This is a genomic window from Natronomonas sp. (genome assembly GCF_047616845.1).
In the GTDB taxonomy this organism is placed as follows: Archaea; Halobacteriota; Halobacteria; order Halobacteriales; family Haloarculaceae; genus Natronomonas.
On sequence record NZ_JBLGBY010000010.1, the window covers coordinates 12548 to 28684 of the forward strand.

A 16137-nucleotide genomic window follows, 5' to 3' on the forward strand; every position below is an offset into this window, starting at 1 on the left:
TGACAAAAGCGGTAGGGACGAACACACTCAAACGACCGGCGGCCGAACAGTCGCTATGGCTGAGACGGACGTCATCATTGTCGGGGGCGGCGCGACGGGCGTCGGTATCGCACGCGACCTGGCGATGCGTGGCGCCGACGTACAGCTGTACGAACGGGGTGGTCTCGGTACCGGAACCACCGGCCACTCACACGGCGTCCTCCACAGCGGCGCCCGCTATGCGACGACCGACCCGGAGGGAGCCTCCGAATGCATTCGCGAAAACGACGTACTGCGGGATATCGCTGGCGAGGCCGTCCGCGAAACGGGCGGGCTGTTCGTCCAGCTTCCCGGCGACGACCCACAACACTGTACGGAACGATTGAGTGCCTGTCGAGACCTCGGTATCCCGGCCGAGGAGCTCTCACCCGCGGAAGCACGCGACATCGAGCCCGAACTTTCCCCACGCGTCGAGAGAGCGTTCCGTGTTCCAGATGGGGTCATCTATCCGTCGCGGCTGGTCGCCGCCACGGCGGTGTCGGCTCGCGAGCACGGTGCGAGCATCCACGTCAACACGCCCGTCTCGGATATCCTCGTCGACGACGGTTGCGTCGTCGGAGTCGAAACCGTGGACGGCGAACGCAAAGCCGACCACGTCATCAACGCCGGCGGCGCGTGGGCCAGTCGAATCGCGAACCTGGCGGATATCGACGTGCCGATGGCGCCCACGAGCGGCGTCATGGTTTCGGTTGCCGTCCCGACCGTCGACTCGGTCATCAACCGCTGTCGACCGCCGACGGACGGCGATATCGCAGTGCCACACGAGAGCCGTATCGTGCTGGGCACCACGAGCACCGACGTCGACGACCCCGAGACGTTCCCGAAAGACGAGGCTGCGGTCGAGACAATGGTTCGGGAGGGCGTGGCGCTGCTGCCTGCGGTCACCGACGCAGCCATCGAAGACGTCTACTGGGGAGTCAGACCCCTCTACGGCGGGGGTGGCGGCCGCGGCCGCGACGCCTCTCGAGGGTTTCAGGTGCTCGACCACACGTCGGACGGTCGGCCCGGTCTGACGACGGTCACCGGTGGAAAGCTGACGACGCACCGGCTGATGGCCGAAGCTGTAACGGATGCTGTCTGTGATCATCTCGGCATCGAAGAACCGTGTCGGACGGAGAGAACACCGTTGCCCGCCGACGACGCCGAGACGCTCGACCGATGGGTCGGTGAGTTCGATGCGGTGAATCCGGCGGATGCTGACGAAATCGGGTAATCAGCGCCGGTGTGTATGGCCGATGGTCAACACGAACAGGTGGACGGCGACGAGGGTAACGAAGCCGGCCGCCTCCGTGGTGCCGCCCAGGCCGAGATAGAACAGCGGTAGATATGCTGCCGGCAGTAGAACCGCCAGCCAGAAGGAAGCTGCCTCTATCGGCTCTTTGAGCCCTGCCGCGTTGCTTTTGAAATCCGCTGTACCTTCGGAACTCCCCATACACCTGATAACGGCTGTTTCACGCATATGGGGCTGCTGCCGGGACACTCCGGGGACTTTAACATATAGAACGGCCCCTCCCGGCTTCTGTCGAACCAGCGCGAAACTATCGTCCGTAGGTGTGGCCGAGGCGAAGCGCGACGAGATGGAACACCAACACCGCGGCAAACAGCCCTCCCTCCTGTGTCGTTCCGAGTCCATCTGCCAGAAGCGGCACGTACGCGAGGGGAAGTACAATAGCTGCCCAGAACGCGGTCGCCTCGATCGAGCCCCGGAGATGCAACGTCCCATCGAGGGCGTTCATCGCTCGTTTCAGACCCAGATTTCCCATACACGTTTGTGGGCGAATCTTCCACATCAACCTTTACCCAAATTCACCCTGAATGTGCCCCAGAAGGTCGCTACAGTCAGTATTCGAGGTCATCAGTGAAATAGTCGAGTCCGAAAACGACGAGGGCACCGACTACCGCTGGAACCGCGACGACCACACCGGTTCGCAGCGTGAGGCCAGCGACGTTCACCACGACCTCGTTGACTGGTAATCGCAACGCACCCACCATGAGACTGACCAGGAAGACGAGCGTGGCTTCTCGGTACCGGCTCAGTGCTGCTCTGACCGCATAGGCGACCGAGAAGACACCGACAATGGCACCGCCCGCGAACGCTGCGAAGGGAACGATGGCATCCATGAGTGAACCGAAATCACCGCCAACCGCGTCGGTGAGCCCCGAGACGATCGCCCGGGGGATACCGCTGATGAACTCGTACTGACCGAGCACCAACAGGAGGAACGCCCCGGAGACGCCCGGCAGCACCATCGCGGAGATGGCTATCATCCCGGCCAGAAACAGCATCGGAAGCGTCGACGGCGCGGCACCGTTCAACGATGGGTTGGTGATGAGAAAAGCCAGCGTGAAGCCGACGGCTCCAACCACGCCCCGCCGCGGGGTTCCGGCGTCGACGTACCGATAGAGCACGACCGCCGAGGCGGCGATGAGTCCGAAAAAGAACGCGTAGGTAGGTGCGGGATACTCTGTTACGGCGACGTGCATCGCGGTCGCGATGGTCGCTGCCGCGGATAGGACACCCGTGCCCAACACGAGCAGGAAGGGGACGTCCATGCGAACGAGGTCGACCGAAAGCTCGGCGCGACCTTCGCTCGTGTGGAGGTGTTTCAGATGTCGAATCGCTCGCGGGTCGATTGCCGTGAGCGCGGTGATGAGCCGTTCGTACACGCCGAGAATGACCGCGAGCGTGCCTCCGGAGACGCCCGGGACGGTGTCGGCGGCGCCCATGCAGACGCCCTTCAGGTACACCGTCACCCACGCGCGAAGTCCGGTCGGACGTGCCATCCGATTTAGGGTGTCTGGACGGTGCGTTGCTGGCTCTGGGTCTCGTTTGCGCCCCCGGGCTCTTGGCCTTCAAGTTCGACCGTCACGGCGGTCTGATTCTCGCCGATGACCTGTCCTTCGGTCACTTCTGTCTGACCCGTCCATGCGACGATGCTGTCCTGTGGGAACGCCTGGAAAATGTACGGGCCGGTCGCCCGGACGCTGACGTTCGTGTGGCCGTTTTCGGGGCCGTAGTTGTCGTAGCCGGTCGTCGAGTACGGGACGACCATCTCGAAGTTGCCGTTCTCGTCGGTCTCTGCGAACTGGTTGTAGAAGAACGTCTGATTCGTCGTCGGAATCCGCATCTGGACGCTCGTCTGCACCGTGGCGTTCGCGGGGCCAGTGCCCTTGATCGTCGCGCCGTCGACGCGCTCGAACGTCTTGACCCACGACTCACGGGGCTGGTTCTGTCCGATTGCACGTCGGAACGGCGAAGCCACAGCGGCCTCACTTCCGTGGACGAGTCGGAAGTGTTCGAGCGCTTCGACGCGTTCGCTCGGCTGGCCGAGAACGCCACCTTGTATCGCGTTGGGATCCTGTTCGGCAGCCCGGCGTGCTTCTTCAGTGCTGTTGTACCGCTTGACCGGCCGGCCGTCCTCGGGCACCGAGGCAGCGCCGGCCTCGGGGTTGTACTGACCGAACCGGGTAACGAACTGCGATGGTTCACGCGCCGACCCGTGGAACTGATAGAGGCGAACGCGCATGCTCTCGTAGCCGCGCTGGGTGTGGACGCCGTACACCGGTCGGCGGCTCCCCTGACGGTAGACGCTCACACCAATATCGCCTCGAGAGACGTTGTGGCGCGAGTCGAACGCCGTCGGCGCGTTGTACTTCGTGGTTCCGGCGTAGCCGAGCTGATAGTCGACCATGATATATTGGACGCCCTCGGCCTCGCCGCTGTCTTCCTCGAGGATTTTGAGCGCTTCACCCTCCTCGTCCGCGAGCAGGAAGTCGGCCGATTCCGTTGCGTGCTGCTGGAACGGGTTTGCGACCGGGATTCGGTCACCGAGGGCCGTGATCCAGTGGCCGTAGTCCCACCACGCCAACACGCCGTACTCGCCGCTCTGGTATTCGAAGTCCTCCGTCCGCTCGTAGGAGCCGTACTTCTCGAGTCGCGGGGCATCACCTGTGTTGTAGGAACCCACTTCGGGCGTCTCCTCGGAGAGCCACTCGAGGCTCCCCTCCCAGTTCTGCACCGAACCGGGGCTGTCGTTCGCCGTTGCCGCGACCGGGGCCCCGACCACGGCGAGTGGCCCTGCGACGACGAAGATGATAGCCACCATGACCAGCACCTGGTACGGCTGAATGTTCCTGATGTCGCGGCGGACGTCGTCGAAGTCGACGAACTGGAACACCCAGTGGACGACGTAGGCGTTGAGCGTGGCGACTGCGATGACGAAGTAGTAATCAAACCGCCGCTGGGTGAGCGTCGCAAACAGCATGAACACGCTGAAGACAAGGATAAGCGTGTGCTCACCTTTCGGTCGGGCGGCGCGGGCCAGTCGGTACGTGATGAGACCGAAGCCGAGCACTGCCGTATAGATAGCGAGACCGTAGGAACGATAGAAGAACCTGGTCGGATTGGCGATGGACTGTGCCTCACCGACCGTCTGAGCCGTGTCGGAACTCGAGAGACCGACGACACGGAGGAACTGGTCGATGAAGAAATCGAACACGTTCGGAAGAACGATAGCGACGAACCCGGCGCCAACGATACCGATACCGGCCACCGCAGCTGGATACGCTGTCCGCGGCAGGTCACGCTCCTCAAGCAGTCGCGCTAGTCCGGCCATGAACAGCGCACCAGCGCCGACGGCGAGCGCGAGAAGCGGCTGGAGGATACTCTGATCCGTCGCAGTCAGCGCGAACGTTTCAACCAACGGCAGTAGCAGTATTGCGACGACGCCCATTGCGACGGCGGTCGGAATCGCCACGTGGTCTGGGCTATGCCCTCGGAGATACTCGAGGACGAGGTGGATGAGAACGACGAAGCCAAGGATGCCGACGAAGAAGACGCCCGGCGGCCATGTCAGAAGATAGACAGTAGTGGCGACGCCGGCTGCGACCGCCCAGAGCAGGGGTTCCTTCAGCAGGTCGAACTCACGCGTCGTGAAGAACTCGTAGATGGGTTTCTCGCGCTGGGCGACGGTGAACATCACCATGAACATCAAAAGCGCGGTCGCCTGGAACAGCGTCTCGGCGACCTGGTGATCGGAGAATCCGGCCGTACTGCGCGTGAGGAACGTCCCTGGCGTCAGCGCGAGGAGGGTGACAGCGATGAGACCACCGAACCGGCCGCCGAAGCGCTTGCCGATGAAGAAAATGGGGATCGCACAGAGCACGCCGAAGACGGCCGGTGCGAAGAAGAACACCATGTCGATAGTCGACTGCGAGGGGTCTCCGAGACCGACAATGAGGATGACGGTCGCGATGATCTGGTCGAAAATCGTGCCGAACTGACCAGTCGTGGTTCCGGTGTCGAAGCCGGTCCACACATCGTACGGCATCGTGTAGGGATAGTTCTCAATGACATAGTTCACCGACCGGTAGTGGTACCATGCGTCGTTCCCGCTGTAGAGCATGGTGCCGTCGTCTCGGGCGAACCGCTTCCAGTTTCGAACCCGAACCCACAGCATGAACGCCATGAGGGCCACGAGAACTGGGATGTGGTACAGCTGATATACGGTGTCGAGTTGCGACTCGTACTCGTCGAGTCGCTCTTCGAGTTGTTCCCACCGTTGACTCATTGTCCAGACCCACTGTCAAAACGCGCATAAGCCTTTTCCATTGGCTGTCTTGCGACTGGAACCTAGCCGGCCGTGGAAAACTCAGCCTTTTTATTCATTGGCGCCACAGGGTCGAGCAATGCCCGACTTAGCGGACGTGTGCGTACTTCTCCCGACGCTGAACGAAGCCGAGACGGTCGGCGAGGTCATCGACGGGTTCCACGACGAGGGGTTCGAACACGTGCTCGTGGTCGACGGCAACTCGACGGACGCGACGCGTTCGATCGCTCGCGACCACGGAGCAGAGGTCGTCACACAGTCGGGAACCGGAAAGGGACAGGCGGTTCGAGAGGGGGTCGCCCACATCGACCAGCCGTACGTGTTGATGGCGGACGGTGACGGAACGTATCGCCCGGAGGACGCCGAGCAGATGCTTGAGCCACTGTTCGATGGTCGGGCCGACCACGTCATCGGGGATCGGTTCGCTGACATGGAGCCGGGCGCGATGACGCGGCTGAACGCCGTCGGGAACTGGCTTATTAACCGACTGTTCGCCGCGATTCACGGCCGGAACCTCAAGGACATTCTCTCGGGGTACCGGGCGTTCAGCCGGGAGTCCTTCGAGCGGTTCCGGCTCGACGCCGAAGGGTTCGGCATCGAGACGGAGCTGGCCGCCGAGTGCGTCCGGCAAGGCGTCCCGACGGAGGTCGTCCCGATTCGCTACGAAGCACGGCCCGGTGGCTCCGAGACGAACCTCAACCCACTGACCGACGGTGGCCGAATCATGCTGACGATGTACACCCTCACGAAGACGAACAACCCGCTATTCTACTTCGGCAGTATCTCCGCGATTGGCACCTTCATCGGCGTCGGGCTGGCCGGATACGTCGGCTATGAGTACTTCGTCAACAGCATCTCACACGACGTCATCGCGTTGTTAGCGGCGTTTTTCGTGCTTCTATCGGCACAGCTTCTGATGTTCGGCGTGCTGTCTGACATCATCGTCTCGGTGAACAGAGAACAGACACGGCGACTGGAGGAGCTCTCGGATCGGCTCCGTGACGTCGAGGATTAGAACGGTAGCAGCGAGCGGAGCTGGCCGACGATGCTGTTGTTCGCGCGCTCGCGCTTGGCCTCGAACACCGGGTGCAGCGCGTTCATGAGGTCTTGCCGCGTCTCGAAGCGGCTGACGTGTGTGTTCTCGAGTGCGCGCGACAGCGATATCGTGTTGTTCTTGCCGTCGTAGGGGATGTCTGGGTCGCCAAGCGCCGAGATTAGCTCCTGGTCAGTCATCGGAAACGTGATGTCTGCTCGGCCGAGATGTTCGTCGAGCGCCGCGATGCCGAACGCGACGGTTGCGGGTTCCTCGTCGTCACCCTGCTGCGGTGGCCGTACTCCCATTGTACCACCCGTAGAGCCACGATGCCCTAAAGGCTCCCGACTTGGACAACGCCTAAACAGGCCGACGACTTTCGGATGGGTATGGCAGACTACACGACGGTGTCGATTCCGAAGGAGTTGGCCGACCGGGTCGAAGAGACAATCGAGGGGACGAGCTTCTCCTCGACGAGCGACCTCGTCCGCTTCCTACTCAGGAGTATCGTCATCCAACATCAACAGGGCGGCGAGCTGACCGAAGCCGAGTTCGAAGAGATAACCGACCAGCTGCAGGATCTGGGCTATCTGGAGTAATCGTCGAGTTGGCCGTCCGGCGGTTCGGCATCGACGATTTCGATCGGTCGCCCTTCGCCCGAGCGGCCGAACGCCGCGACCGATGCCTCTTCGTACGGTGGGACGGCGACGAAGACGACCTCGTGAAGGTCGTCGGCTTTTGTCAACTCGAGCGTTCCATCCGGGTGGGAGATGAATCGGCCAGCAGCGTTCGGCGTGGAGATATCCATGCCGAAGACGGCGGTGACAGAGTTCCCGGTGTTCGGGAGGTACATATCGGTGAAAACCGGTGTGTCGGGCGGCAGTTCGGATGCGAACTCCTCTGCCGGCGTCACGGCGAGTGCCACGGTGACGGACGATGGGTCACGGTCGTCGGCGAGTTCGAGTAGCGCCTTCAACAGCCCACGCGTAATATGAACCACGATTGGGGTTAGGACGCTCGAAGTAAATACTCCGTGTGTCGCGCCGGATACAGCGGTCAGCAGTTCGTCCGAAGCGTGAGAAGCCGCTCTGAGTTTAAATGCCCAGCGCGCCGCGGAGGTTCTTGAGATACAGCGGAATCATTTTGCGACGGGCGCCAGACAGCGCCCCGCGAACCTCCTGCCGGACGTCCTCGGAGAGCCCCTCACCGTGGCCGACCAACAGCCGTTCGGTGTCGTATTGACGGAGTTTCTTCGGCGGGAGGGCCCGCAACATCGGGTGGATGCCCACCCGTTCGCCGGAGGCACAGAAGTACGACACCGTCCCCAGCGCCTCGGGGACGATGAGCGTCTCGCCGTCGAAGAGAACGGCTTCTTGCCAGAACGGATTGTCGATAAGTCGGTCGACGGCGAAATCGCCGACGCCGTCGGTCATCTGCTTGACTGGGGCATCGAGATCGTCCTCGACGCCACTCATCCACTCGGGCACGTAGACGGGGACGTCGTGGCGGTTCGCGACGGCCGCGGCGTCTCGCTTGTGGCGGTCTAACAGGACGACGACGCCGCCGACCTCGGCGAACTCCTCGAAGAGGTCGTCAACTCCCTCGGCGTCGACGGGGTCGATAACCCACAGTTGGCCGTCGCTTTCGACGGCGTGGGAGGCACGCTGCATCGTCTCGTCCGGATACGCGATCCATCCGACACCGTCATCGAACCGGTCGACGACCGTCAGGTCGGCCGCACCGGATGCTTTCATTGGCATACTCTCAACGTCGGGCCGGGGGCGGTTAAAAGCCGACGTGGCGGCAGCCCCCGCGACGCCGGGGGTTTTATCGCCGTGCATGTCCCCGTTTGCGTATGCTCGGAGCGTGCCGATGGCTCGCCCTCGAGGCCAAGTACGTCGACCCCGTCGTCGAGTTCTATCGCGACCATCTCGGCGTTCCGGTAACGAGTGCATCCGACCGCGAGGTCGCCCTCGATGTCGGCGCTGACACAGAGCTCAGGATTCGACGCCCCGATGGGGTACCTCGCGGCGGCCTCCACACCCACTACGCCTTCGCCTGTCCGGCCGATTCCTACGACGCCTGGTTGGACAGCCTCGAAGCCGATTTCGACCTACAGGAGGTCGACTTCGGCGGCATGCGGTCGCTGTACTTCTACGACCCGGAGGGCAACTGCATCGAAATCGGAAGCCGAAAGGACGATGCCGGGCGCGAGGAGCCGACCCTTTCGGGCATCTTCGAGGTCGTCTTCGAGGTCGAAGACCTTCCCACGGCGGAGACGTTCTACACAGACCTCGGATTCGACGTGGTCGACCGAGGGGACAACCGCAAGCGCACGCGACTGACGAACGGGCCGTTCGATATCGAACTGTGGGAACCCCACCTTGGACTCGCGGACGCCCGCGGTGGCGTCCACGTCGACGTGGGATTCGAGGCTAAGAACCCGGAACGGGCCGCCGACTCCGTCGCTGCGCGGGTGACGAGCCGTGAGACGCTCGACGAAGGCGTTCGCATCCGCGACCCTGATGGGCATTATCTGACGCTGCTCGAGCGCTGACTCGGCTCCCGGGTGACGCCCGATAGTATCAGTTGAGTCGGTCTGTGTCGATCTCTCGTCCGGGTGGCGAGATGACGAGGAAGTCACGGAAATGCATCAGCTCGCTGCCCATGTCGCGGATGTCTCGTGCGAAGCCGGCCGCGAGTTCGTTCAGGTCGCCCTCGATGTTCAACACGAGCACGTCATCGTTCTCGACGTGTGAGAGCCATTCGTCGGGATCGGTCGTCCCGTCGAGAACACCGAGTACGACACGACCACTCGCTTCCGGTTCGTCGAGTTCTCCCTCCGCGGTCTGTAAGTCGAGGTCGAAATCGCTCATAGTCGTGTCTCCGGCCGCATTAGAAAAAGGTTGCCGGCCTCGTGGCAACCGCGAGCGGAGGAAGCGTGACGCGAGGCGCTTTTGTCCACGCACCGCCAAGGGCGTGTAGTGACAGACGAGTCCGTCGATGCCGAGCGCTCGCCCGAAGAGACAGATGCGGACGGAGACACCGATGCAGATGCTACCGTGGACGTGGATATCGGGGCGTTCTACGACACGCTCGAAGATCGCACCCGGCCGGTCGTGACCGCAAGCGAGGTGGCCCGCGTCGCTGACTGCTCGCAGGCCGAGGCGATGGACGCGCTCGAAGCGCTCGCCGAGGAGGGACGCATCCAGCAGCTCAACGCCGAGCGCGACCCGGTCGTGTGGTTCCCGGACGATTACCGGGAGACTGCGGCCCGCGAGCGCATTACGGTCTTCCCGAAGCGGCGGGAGATAATCGCGGACAAGCCGACGCAGTTCACCCGCGCACAGCTTTCACAGTTCGCCCACCTTCGCGATACGAACCGCGATGAGGCGTACATTTACGAGGTGCGCGAACAGGACATCTGGAGTGCGCCGCACGAGACGCTCGACGACCTCCGGACGGCGATGCGGTCGGCCCTTGGCGGCCGCCATGACGCTTTAGAGGAATGGGTCGAAGGGCAGTGGGAACGCGCCCACAAGTTCCGACTCGAAACCCACGAGGACGGCTACGTCGTTCTCGAAGCCCAGAGCGCCGACCTCCTCGGAAACGTGGCCGAGCAGCATCTCGACGATGGCGTCCTCCGTGCTCGGATGGGTGATACGACAGCCTGGGTCGCTGACGACCGAACAGCCGAGGTCAAGCGGACGCTGTACGAGGCCGGCTATCCAGTGCAGGACTACCGCGACCTGGATACCGGCGATTCCATGCCCCTTGATTTGCGACTGGATTTGCGGCCCTACCAATCCGACTGGGTCGCACGCTTTGCGGACGCCAAATCCGGCGTCCTCGTCGGCCCGCCGGGGTCGGGCAAGACCATCGCTGCGCTCGGCATCATGGCCGACATCGAGGGCGAGACGCTCATTCTCGTGCCGTCACGCGACCTCGCCTCTCAGTGGCACGACAACGTCCTCGAGCACACGACGCTGGGGCCCGAACAGGTCGGTGAGTACCACGGCGGGTCGAAAGAGATTCGCCCGGTGACCATCGCCACCTACCAGACTGCGGGGATGGACAGACACCGGATGCTGTTTGATTCCCGGAAGTGGGGCCTCATCGTCTACGACGAGTGCCAACACATCCCATCGCCGGTCAGCCGCCGCAGCGCGAATCTCCAGACCAAACACCGGCTCGGGCTGTCGGCGACGCCCATCAGGGAGGACGATAAGGAGCGAGAGATCTACACGCTCATCGGGCCGCCAATCGGTACCGACTGGAACGCGCTGTTCGACGCCGGCTACGTGGCCGAGCCGGAGGTCGAAATTCGGTATCTCCCGTGGGCCTCGGAGATGCACCGCAACGAGTACGGCTCCAGCCAGGGCCACGAGAAGCGCCAGCTCGCGGCGACGAACCCGGCGAAGATACAGGAAATCGAGGCCGTCCTCCGGGATAATCGCGGCTCGAAAGCCATCATCTTCGTCGAGTTCATCGACCAGGGCGATGCCATCGCGGAAGCACTTGGCGTGCCGTTCATCAGCGGTGAAACGCCGCACGCGCGCCGGAGTCGGCTGTTCGGTGAGTTCCGGGGCGGCCCACTCGACACCATCGTCGTCTCCCGTGTCGGTGACGAGGGAATCGACCTTCCCGACACCGAGGTCGCGATTGCGGCGTCGGGACTCGGCGGGTCACGGCGACAGGGCGCCCAGCGCGCCGGGCGGACAATGCGACCCGTCGGAAAAGCCCGAATGTACGTGCTTGCCACGCGCGGCACGCGCGAGGAGGATTTCGCGCGGAAGCGTACCCAGCATCTCGCGGCTCGCGGGGTTCGTGTCCGCGAAGCCGAACCGGTCGCTTTCGGCGACGGCCGGGTCGCCGGCACCGAGCGCGAGGACACCGAGGCGGCTATCGACCCGGACGAGGAGTAAGTTCAAATCGCTGCCCCGTCATGGTCGAGTGTGACCGACGGCGACGACACCGGCGACGGGGAATCGCGACACGAGCGACTCGCTCGCCATCCGACACCCGGCCCCGGAAACTCTCTGCGGTCGTGGACTGACGCCAAACACCCGCTTCGGGTCGCGTTCAACTACGCGTTCATCGTCGCGGCGCGACACTCGCCGAGCCTCCGGGCGAAAAACTGGCTTCTGAAACGCATCGGCGTCGATGTCGGCAACGGCGTCTCCTGGGGGCTCGAATCGACGCCGGACGTCTTCTGGCCGGAGCTCGTCACCGTCGAGGACGACGCCATCATCGGCTACGACGTGACGCTTCTGTGCCACGAGTTCCTCCAGGAGGAGTACCGAACTGGTGAGATTCACGTTGGCGAACGGGCGATGATCGGTGCCGGCGCCATCGTCCTTCCGGGCGTCGAAATCGGCGCCGATGCACAGGTCGCCGCAAACTCACTCGTCGCCGAAGACGTCCCACCCGGTGAGACGTGGGCAGGCGTCCCCGCGACGCCAGTCGACGGCGAGGCATCCGGAACGAACCCCGAGGAGTAGCGGCTACTCGAACACCGGACTCTCTTCTTGCAGCCGTTCGATATCGTCGGCGATGGACGTCGCTTGCAGCGCTGATAGCGCGATCTGCACCTCGTTGCCGTCGTCCTCGGCGACGATTTTGACCTGACTATCGCCGAAGGCGCGCGCCTCGGCCGTCGAGATATCGAACAGCTTTGCTGTCGCGGATTTGTTCGGTGCGCCGACGTTCGAGATGCTGCCGTCCTTGAGTTCGACCATGAAATCGTCGATGTTCAGGTTGAGCATACGACGATATCCGCGGGCCCGACGGAAAAGCGTGCGCGGTCGGGGTCAGTCGGCAGCGAGCATCTCGTCGACGACTTCGTCGATATCTGGAGCAACGGACGGGTCGTCCGTCTGCCAGGCGTGGACGATTGTTAACGCCGAATCGAGGACGTAGACGGTACGTTTCGCGAGGCCCGCTTCGACGCCATCGCCCGCGTCCTCTTGGTGGACGGCGTCGTACGATTTACACACCTTGCCCTGGACGTCGCTCAAGAGTGGGAAACTGATGTCGTGGTCGTAGGCGAACGCTTCATGCGTGAAGAGGCTGTCACGCGAGATGCCGTAGACGTCTCGTGATTCATCGAGTTCGGAGAGTTCGATATCGCGCAGCGAACAGAGTTCCTCAGTACAGACCGGACTGAAATCGCCCGGATAGAACGCTAGTAGCGTGGGTGACCCGGAGGCGAACTCCGTCAGGTGGAACTCCTCCATCTGTCTGCCCCCGTCTTCGTCAGGGCGTGCGAGACCCGAGAGCGTGAAATCTGGTGCAGTCGTGCCTTCAGAGAGCATGCTGACGGATTGTCCCTGAAGGTGAAAACTCTATGCACGGTTCGGAATTCGAACCTGTTCTCACTGCCGGACGCGCATCGCGCCCTCGCGAACCACTTTCCGATTCGGGATCATATACTCCTCACCGTCGTCTTCGACGTAGGTGACGAACACGTCGATCTCCTGGACGATGCCACGGTTGCCATCGATTTCGACCTCGTCGCCGATGGCGTACGGCTCCGTGAGAAGGAGGTACATTCCTGCTGCCGCCGAGGACATGAGGTCTTTGAACGCGAGGCCGCCGAGGAAGAAGACGCCGAAGGTGTAGGCCGCAAGTAATACGAGGAGCGCGCCGGTGGCGACGCCGAGCTGTGATAGCGCGATGAGGCCGGCGACGTAGAGGATGGACACCTTCACGAGCGTCGGAATCAGCGTCATCTCGGGGACTTTGATGCTCCGAAGCTGGTCGTTGACGACGAGTTCGGCCTTGTCACCGAGGATGAGGCCGACGATGACGACGATGACGGCGATGAACAGCTTGGGCAGGAACGCGCTGACCTCCCTGAGGAACGCCTTCGATGGTATCAACTGCAGTATCTGGGCGGCGTACAGCGCTGCGACCGTGAAGATGAACAGTCCACACAGTCGTGCGAGAAGCAGAACGCTCGACGTGCCGAGCTGGTGGGCTGTTCGCTCGAACGGCGTGCCTTCGACGGCCTCGTCGACGCCGAACGCCAACAGGAGCCGGCGAATCAGCCAGGCCGTAATTGCGCCGAGGAGGAGGCCGCCGAGCAGCAGCGCCACCGCGACAACGAGGTTCTGTTCGGGCGGCGTGAGACCGACGAACCACTGGCGAACGCTGACGAAATTGACCATCAGTACTCCTCCGGGTCGAGTTCAAGGATGATCTCGCCGCCCGAGAAGGCGCGAACCAGTCCATCGGATTCCGAGAGGACGACCGCAACGGCGTTTGTATCGCGGGTGATGGCGCCGGCGGCCATGTGTCGCGCGCCGAGTCCCTTGGGGATGTCGACGCCTTCTGCCGACGGTTCGAGATAGCGGTACGCGGAGACGATCTTCCCCGAGTCGCTGATGACGAACGCGCCGTCGAGCCGCGAGAACTCCTTGAGCATCACGTCGACGATGGGGTCACCAACGTGGACGTGACTCTTCTCGAAGGGGTTGTACGACAGCGGGCGGGATTTGTTCATCACCTTGCCCGCGTCGCCGACGACGAACAGCGCGCCGACGCGTTTCCCCTTCTGGCCCTTTTTGCCGAGCTCGATCGCCACTTCGAGAACGTTCCGGATGACGTCCGGCGCGGCGCGGCTGTTGACGAACAGGTCGTACACCCCGGAGCGGGTGAAATCCCCGGCCCGAACACGAGTGATGGTGTCGATGTCGTCGGAGAACAGCTTCGCCGCACACGCCACCTGGTCGCCTTCCTCGATGAACTCGCTGTCAAGGCCGCCCTCGATGCCGAAGCGGATTCGCTCGCTCACGTCCTCGAACTCCAGCGGGAGTTTGACGTAGTCGTCGGCATCGACCGCGTTCTCCTGTGCGACGACGACGGTGGGGACGTCGGTTTCCGCGAACCGATCGTACAGCGACCCGCTCGGGGAAAAGAGGAACACGCTATCGACAGCCGCAACGATCTCGTCCAGCAGGTCGCTTAATTCACTCATCGTTCGTCTATCGAATCAGACAGGAAAAAGGTTTGCGGGCAGTCATACGCGCGGCTTGCGAGTATCACCGAACACACAGAAGTGGCACCCTATCTATAAGTCGATGGCAACGCGGTGTGTGCTATGGCACCAGACCTGTCGGTACAACGGTATCGAGCGCGCCCGGAAACAGTCGCCACCGACCGCGGAGAGGGGCCGCCGGTCGTGTTCTGTCACGGAACGTTGATGGACAGAACGATGTTCGACCCCCAGATAGAAGCGCTCGAAGACGACTACCGCGTCGTCGCCTACGACACCCGCGCTCGCATCGACCGATACGTCGGCCCGTACGACCTCTACGACCTCGCGGACGACTGCGCCGCCCTGATGGACGCCAAAGGCATCGACTCATGCGTCCTCGGGGGCATGTCAATGGGTGGATTCATGGCGCTGCGGTTCGCCGAGCGCTATCCAGAGCGCGTCGACGGCCTCGTGTTGATCGATACCACTGCCGGGCAGCATGACGAAGACGAAATCGAACGATACACCGATATGATCGAAACGACGAAGGCGTCCGGCGAGGTGCCCGAGCAACTGGCCGGCGTCGTCCAACACATCCTCTTCGGATCGACGACGAACGAGGAGAACGCCGCTCTCTCCGAAGCGTGGATCGACCGCTGGCGGACGTATCCCGGCGACTCCGTCTACCACGAGCTGAACTCGTGGCTCGAGCGTCCCGACTTCACCGAGGAACTCGACGACATCGACGTGCCGGCGCTCGTCGTCCACGGCGAGGAGGACGTCGCGCTCGAACCGGAGCGCTCCGACTCGCTCGTCGAGCGACTGGACGCCCACCGGGAGATGATTCCCGATGCCGGCCACTCCTCGAATCTGGAGAACCCCGAACCGGTCAACGACGCGATTCGGTCGTTCCTCGGGGACGTGTACTAACTGCCGCCAGCGGAGGGACTTAACTGCGTCGAGGATTATAGAGATTCAAGGAGAATACTGGTGGTTTTAGTCACCAGATGGATCCGACAATTTAAGATACAAACTATGGTATAGAGAGGCGTGCGTGGAGAACTGGCAGTTGATTCGGTGTTTGCCACGGTTCATAGCCGAAATCAAAACGTAAGCCGACCACGCCGACGTCGTTAAACAATCAGATAACTCGAAGCCCCTCACAGGGTACGTGTAACGGCTTCGTGGCAGAGCCACTGGCTGACTGTCCAGCAAACCTTAGACCCCCAACCTCCAGGAGTGACCTCCCCGGCCAACACCGGGTGGGAGGCCCACGCCTTTAGGCGTGAGAGGATGTCACCAGAGGCTGGATTCAGAAGGAGCATCTGATGCTTTTCGCATAGAACACTCCACCCGCTCGGTGACGACCCCGCCGTTCGGTTGGTGGGCAAACCTGACGCTCTCGGGTCGGTGCTTTTCGGTATGGAATAGCGGTCGCTCTTCGGTGTTATAGAGACGGTTTAGGTCGGGCAGCGGCA

The 16137-nt window shown here is 62.7% G+C and carries 19 protein-coding genes; 7 read left to right on the forward strand and 12 right to left on the reverse strand.

The annotated features are described in order from the left end of the window. The first annotated feature begins 55 nt into the window (after positions 1-55). Positions 56-1252 carry an FAD-dependent oxidoreductase gene (locus ACI8UR_RS03500; protein WP_411714346.1) on the forward strand — a complete coding sequence of 399 codons (1197 nt, stop codon included), beginning with the start codon at positions 56-58 and terminating at the stop codon, positions 1250-1252. Here the strand turns inward: ACI8UR_RS03500 and ACI8UR_RS03505 are convergent, their stop codons facing one another. The 4 genes from ACI8UR_RS03505 to ACI8UR_RS03520 form a co-directional block, all read right to left on the reverse strand. Continuing rightward, positions 1253-1471: a hypothetical protein gene (locus ACI8UR_RS03505; protein WP_411714347.1), complete on the reverse strand. Its 219-nt coding sequence runs from the start codon at positions 1469-1471 to the stop codon at positions 1253-1255. A gap of 106 nt (positions 1472-1577) precedes the next feature. Next, positions 1578-1802 (reverse strand): hypothetical protein, encoded by a 225-nt coding sequence (locus tag ACI8UR_RS03510; protein ID WP_411714348.1) that lies wholly within the window; start codon positions 1800-1802, stop codon positions 1578-1580. Positions 1803-1878: 76 nt separating this feature from the next. Continuing rightward, on the reverse strand, positions 1879-2823 hold the full coding sequence (locus ACI8UR_RS03515; RefSeq protein WP_411714349.1) for a DUF368 domain-containing protein: 945 nt from the start codon (positions 2821-2823) through the stop codon (positions 1879-1881). 5 nt (positions 2824-2828) lie between these two features. After that, positions 2829-5609 carry an oligosaccharyl transferase, archaeosortase A system-associated gene (locus ACI8UR_RS03520; protein WP_415087560.1) on the reverse strand — a complete coding sequence of 927 codons (2781 nt, stop codon included), beginning with the start codon at positions 5607-5609 and terminating at the stop codon, positions 2829-2831. Positions 5610-5727: 118 nt separating this feature from the next. Between ACI8UR_RS03520 and aglJ the strand changes: the two genes are divergently transcribed. Continuing rightward, positions 5728-6663: an S-layer glycoprotein N-glycosyltransferase AglJ gene (gene aglJ / locus ACI8UR_RS03525; RefSeq protein ID WP_415087561.1), complete on the forward strand. Its 936-nt coding sequence runs from the start codon at positions 5728-5730 to the stop codon at positions 6661-6663. On the opposite strand, the gene ACI8UR_RS03530 is transcribed toward aglJ, so the two are convergent. Next, complete coding sequence (locus ACI8UR_RS03530) at positions 6660-6989, reverse strand: hypothetical protein (protein WP_415087562.1); 330 nt, start codon at positions 6987-6989, stop codon at positions 6660-6662. The two genes, aglJ and ACI8UR_RS03530, sit on opposite strands and share 4 nt — an antisense overlap. Positions 6990-7070: 81 nt before the next feature. On the opposite strand from ACI8UR_RS03530, the gene ACI8UR_RS03535 reads away from it, so the two are divergent. Then, complete coding sequence (locus ACI8UR_RS03535; protein WP_415087563.1) at positions 7071-7280, forward strand: ribbon-helix-helix domain-containing protein; 210 nt, start codon at positions 7071-7073, stop codon at positions 7278-7280. Here the strand turns inward: ACI8UR_RS03535 and ACI8UR_RS03540 are convergent. Beyond that, positions 7268-7681 (reverse strand): hypothetical protein, encoded by a 414-nt coding sequence (locus tag ACI8UR_RS03540; RefSeq protein ID WP_415087564.1) that lies wholly within the window; start codon positions 7679-7681, stop codon positions 7268-7270. The genes ACI8UR_RS03535 and ACI8UR_RS03540 overlap by 13 nt on opposite strands. 94 nt (positions 7682-7775) lie before the next feature. Beyond that, complete coding sequence (locus ACI8UR_RS03545) at positions 7776-8441, reverse strand: hypothetical protein (protein WP_415087565.1); 666 nt, start codon at positions 8439-8441, stop codon at positions 7776-7778. Between the two features lie 95 nt (positions 8442-8536). Between ACI8UR_RS03545 and ACI8UR_RS03550 the strand changes: the two genes are divergently transcribed. Continuing rightward, positions 8537-9238, forward strand: coding sequence for a VOC family protein (locus ACI8UR_RS03550; protein ID WP_415087567.1), 702 nt, complete (start codon positions 8537-8539; stop codon positions 9236-9238). A 28-nt stretch (positions 9239-9266) separates the two neighbouring features. Here ACI8UR_RS03550 and ACI8UR_RS03555 read toward each other — a convergent pair whose 3' ends face one another. Beyond that, positions 9267-9557, reverse strand: a complete 291-nt coding sequence (locus ACI8UR_RS03555) for a DUF5779 family protein (protein ID WP_411714583.1) — start codon at positions 9555-9557, stop codon at positions 9267-9269. Between the two features lie 108 nt (positions 9558-9665). On the opposite strand from ACI8UR_RS03555, the gene ACI8UR_RS03560 reads away from it, so the two are divergent. Both ACI8UR_RS03560 and ACI8UR_RS03565 read left to right on the forward strand, forming a co-directional pair. Further along, positions 9666-11606, forward strand: coding sequence for a DEAD/DEAH box helicase (locus tag ACI8UR_RS03560; protein WP_415087568.1), 1941 nt, complete (start codon positions 9666-9668; stop codon positions 11604-11606). Positions 11607-11636: 30 nt separating this feature from the next. Then, on the forward strand, positions 11637-12182 hold the full coding sequence (locus ACI8UR_RS03565) for an acyltransferase (RefSeq protein ID WP_411714581.1): 546 nt from the start codon (positions 11637-11639) through the stop codon (positions 12180-12182). 3 nt (positions 12183-12185) lie between these two features. On the opposite strand, the gene ACI8UR_RS03570 is transcribed toward ACI8UR_RS03565, so the two are convergent. From ACI8UR_RS03570 to dacZ, 4 genes are read right to left on the reverse strand one after another with little or no spacing between them, the layout of a single operon-like run. Then, positions 12186-12446: a hypothetical protein gene (locus ACI8UR_RS03570; protein ID WP_411714580.1), complete on the reverse strand. Its 261-nt coding sequence runs from the start codon at positions 12444-12446 to the stop codon at positions 12186-12188. 45 nt (positions 12447-12491) lie between these two features. Next, on the reverse strand, positions 12492-12995 hold the full coding sequence (locus tag ACI8UR_RS03575; protein WP_411714579.1) for a redoxin domain-containing protein: 504 nt from the start codon (positions 12993-12995) through the stop codon (positions 12492-12494). 60 nt (positions 12996-13055) lie between these two features. Then, positions 13056-13850, reverse strand: a complete 795-nt coding sequence (locus tag ACI8UR_RS03580) for a mechanosensitive ion channel family protein (protein WP_411714578.1) — start codon at positions 13848-13850, stop codon at positions 13056-13058. Continuing rightward, on the reverse strand, positions 13850-14659 hold the full coding sequence (gene dacZ, locus ACI8UR_RS03585) for a diadenylate cyclase DacZ (RefSeq protein WP_411714577.1): 810 nt from the start codon (positions 14657-14659) through the stop codon (positions 13850-13852). The genes ACI8UR_RS03580 and dacZ overlap by 1 nt, the downstream gene beginning before the upstream one ends. A gap of 123 nt (positions 14660-14782) precedes the next feature. Here dacZ and ACI8UR_RS03590 point away from each other — a divergent pair, with 123 nt between their 5' ends. Then, the gene (locus tag ACI8UR_RS03590; protein ID WP_411714576.1) at positions 14783-15589 is read left to right on the forward strand and encodes an alpha/beta fold hydrolase; all 807 of its coding nucleotides are present in this window, start codon (positions 14783-14785) and stop codon (positions 15587-15589) included. The last annotated feature ends 548 nt before the right edge of the window (positions 15590-16137 follow it).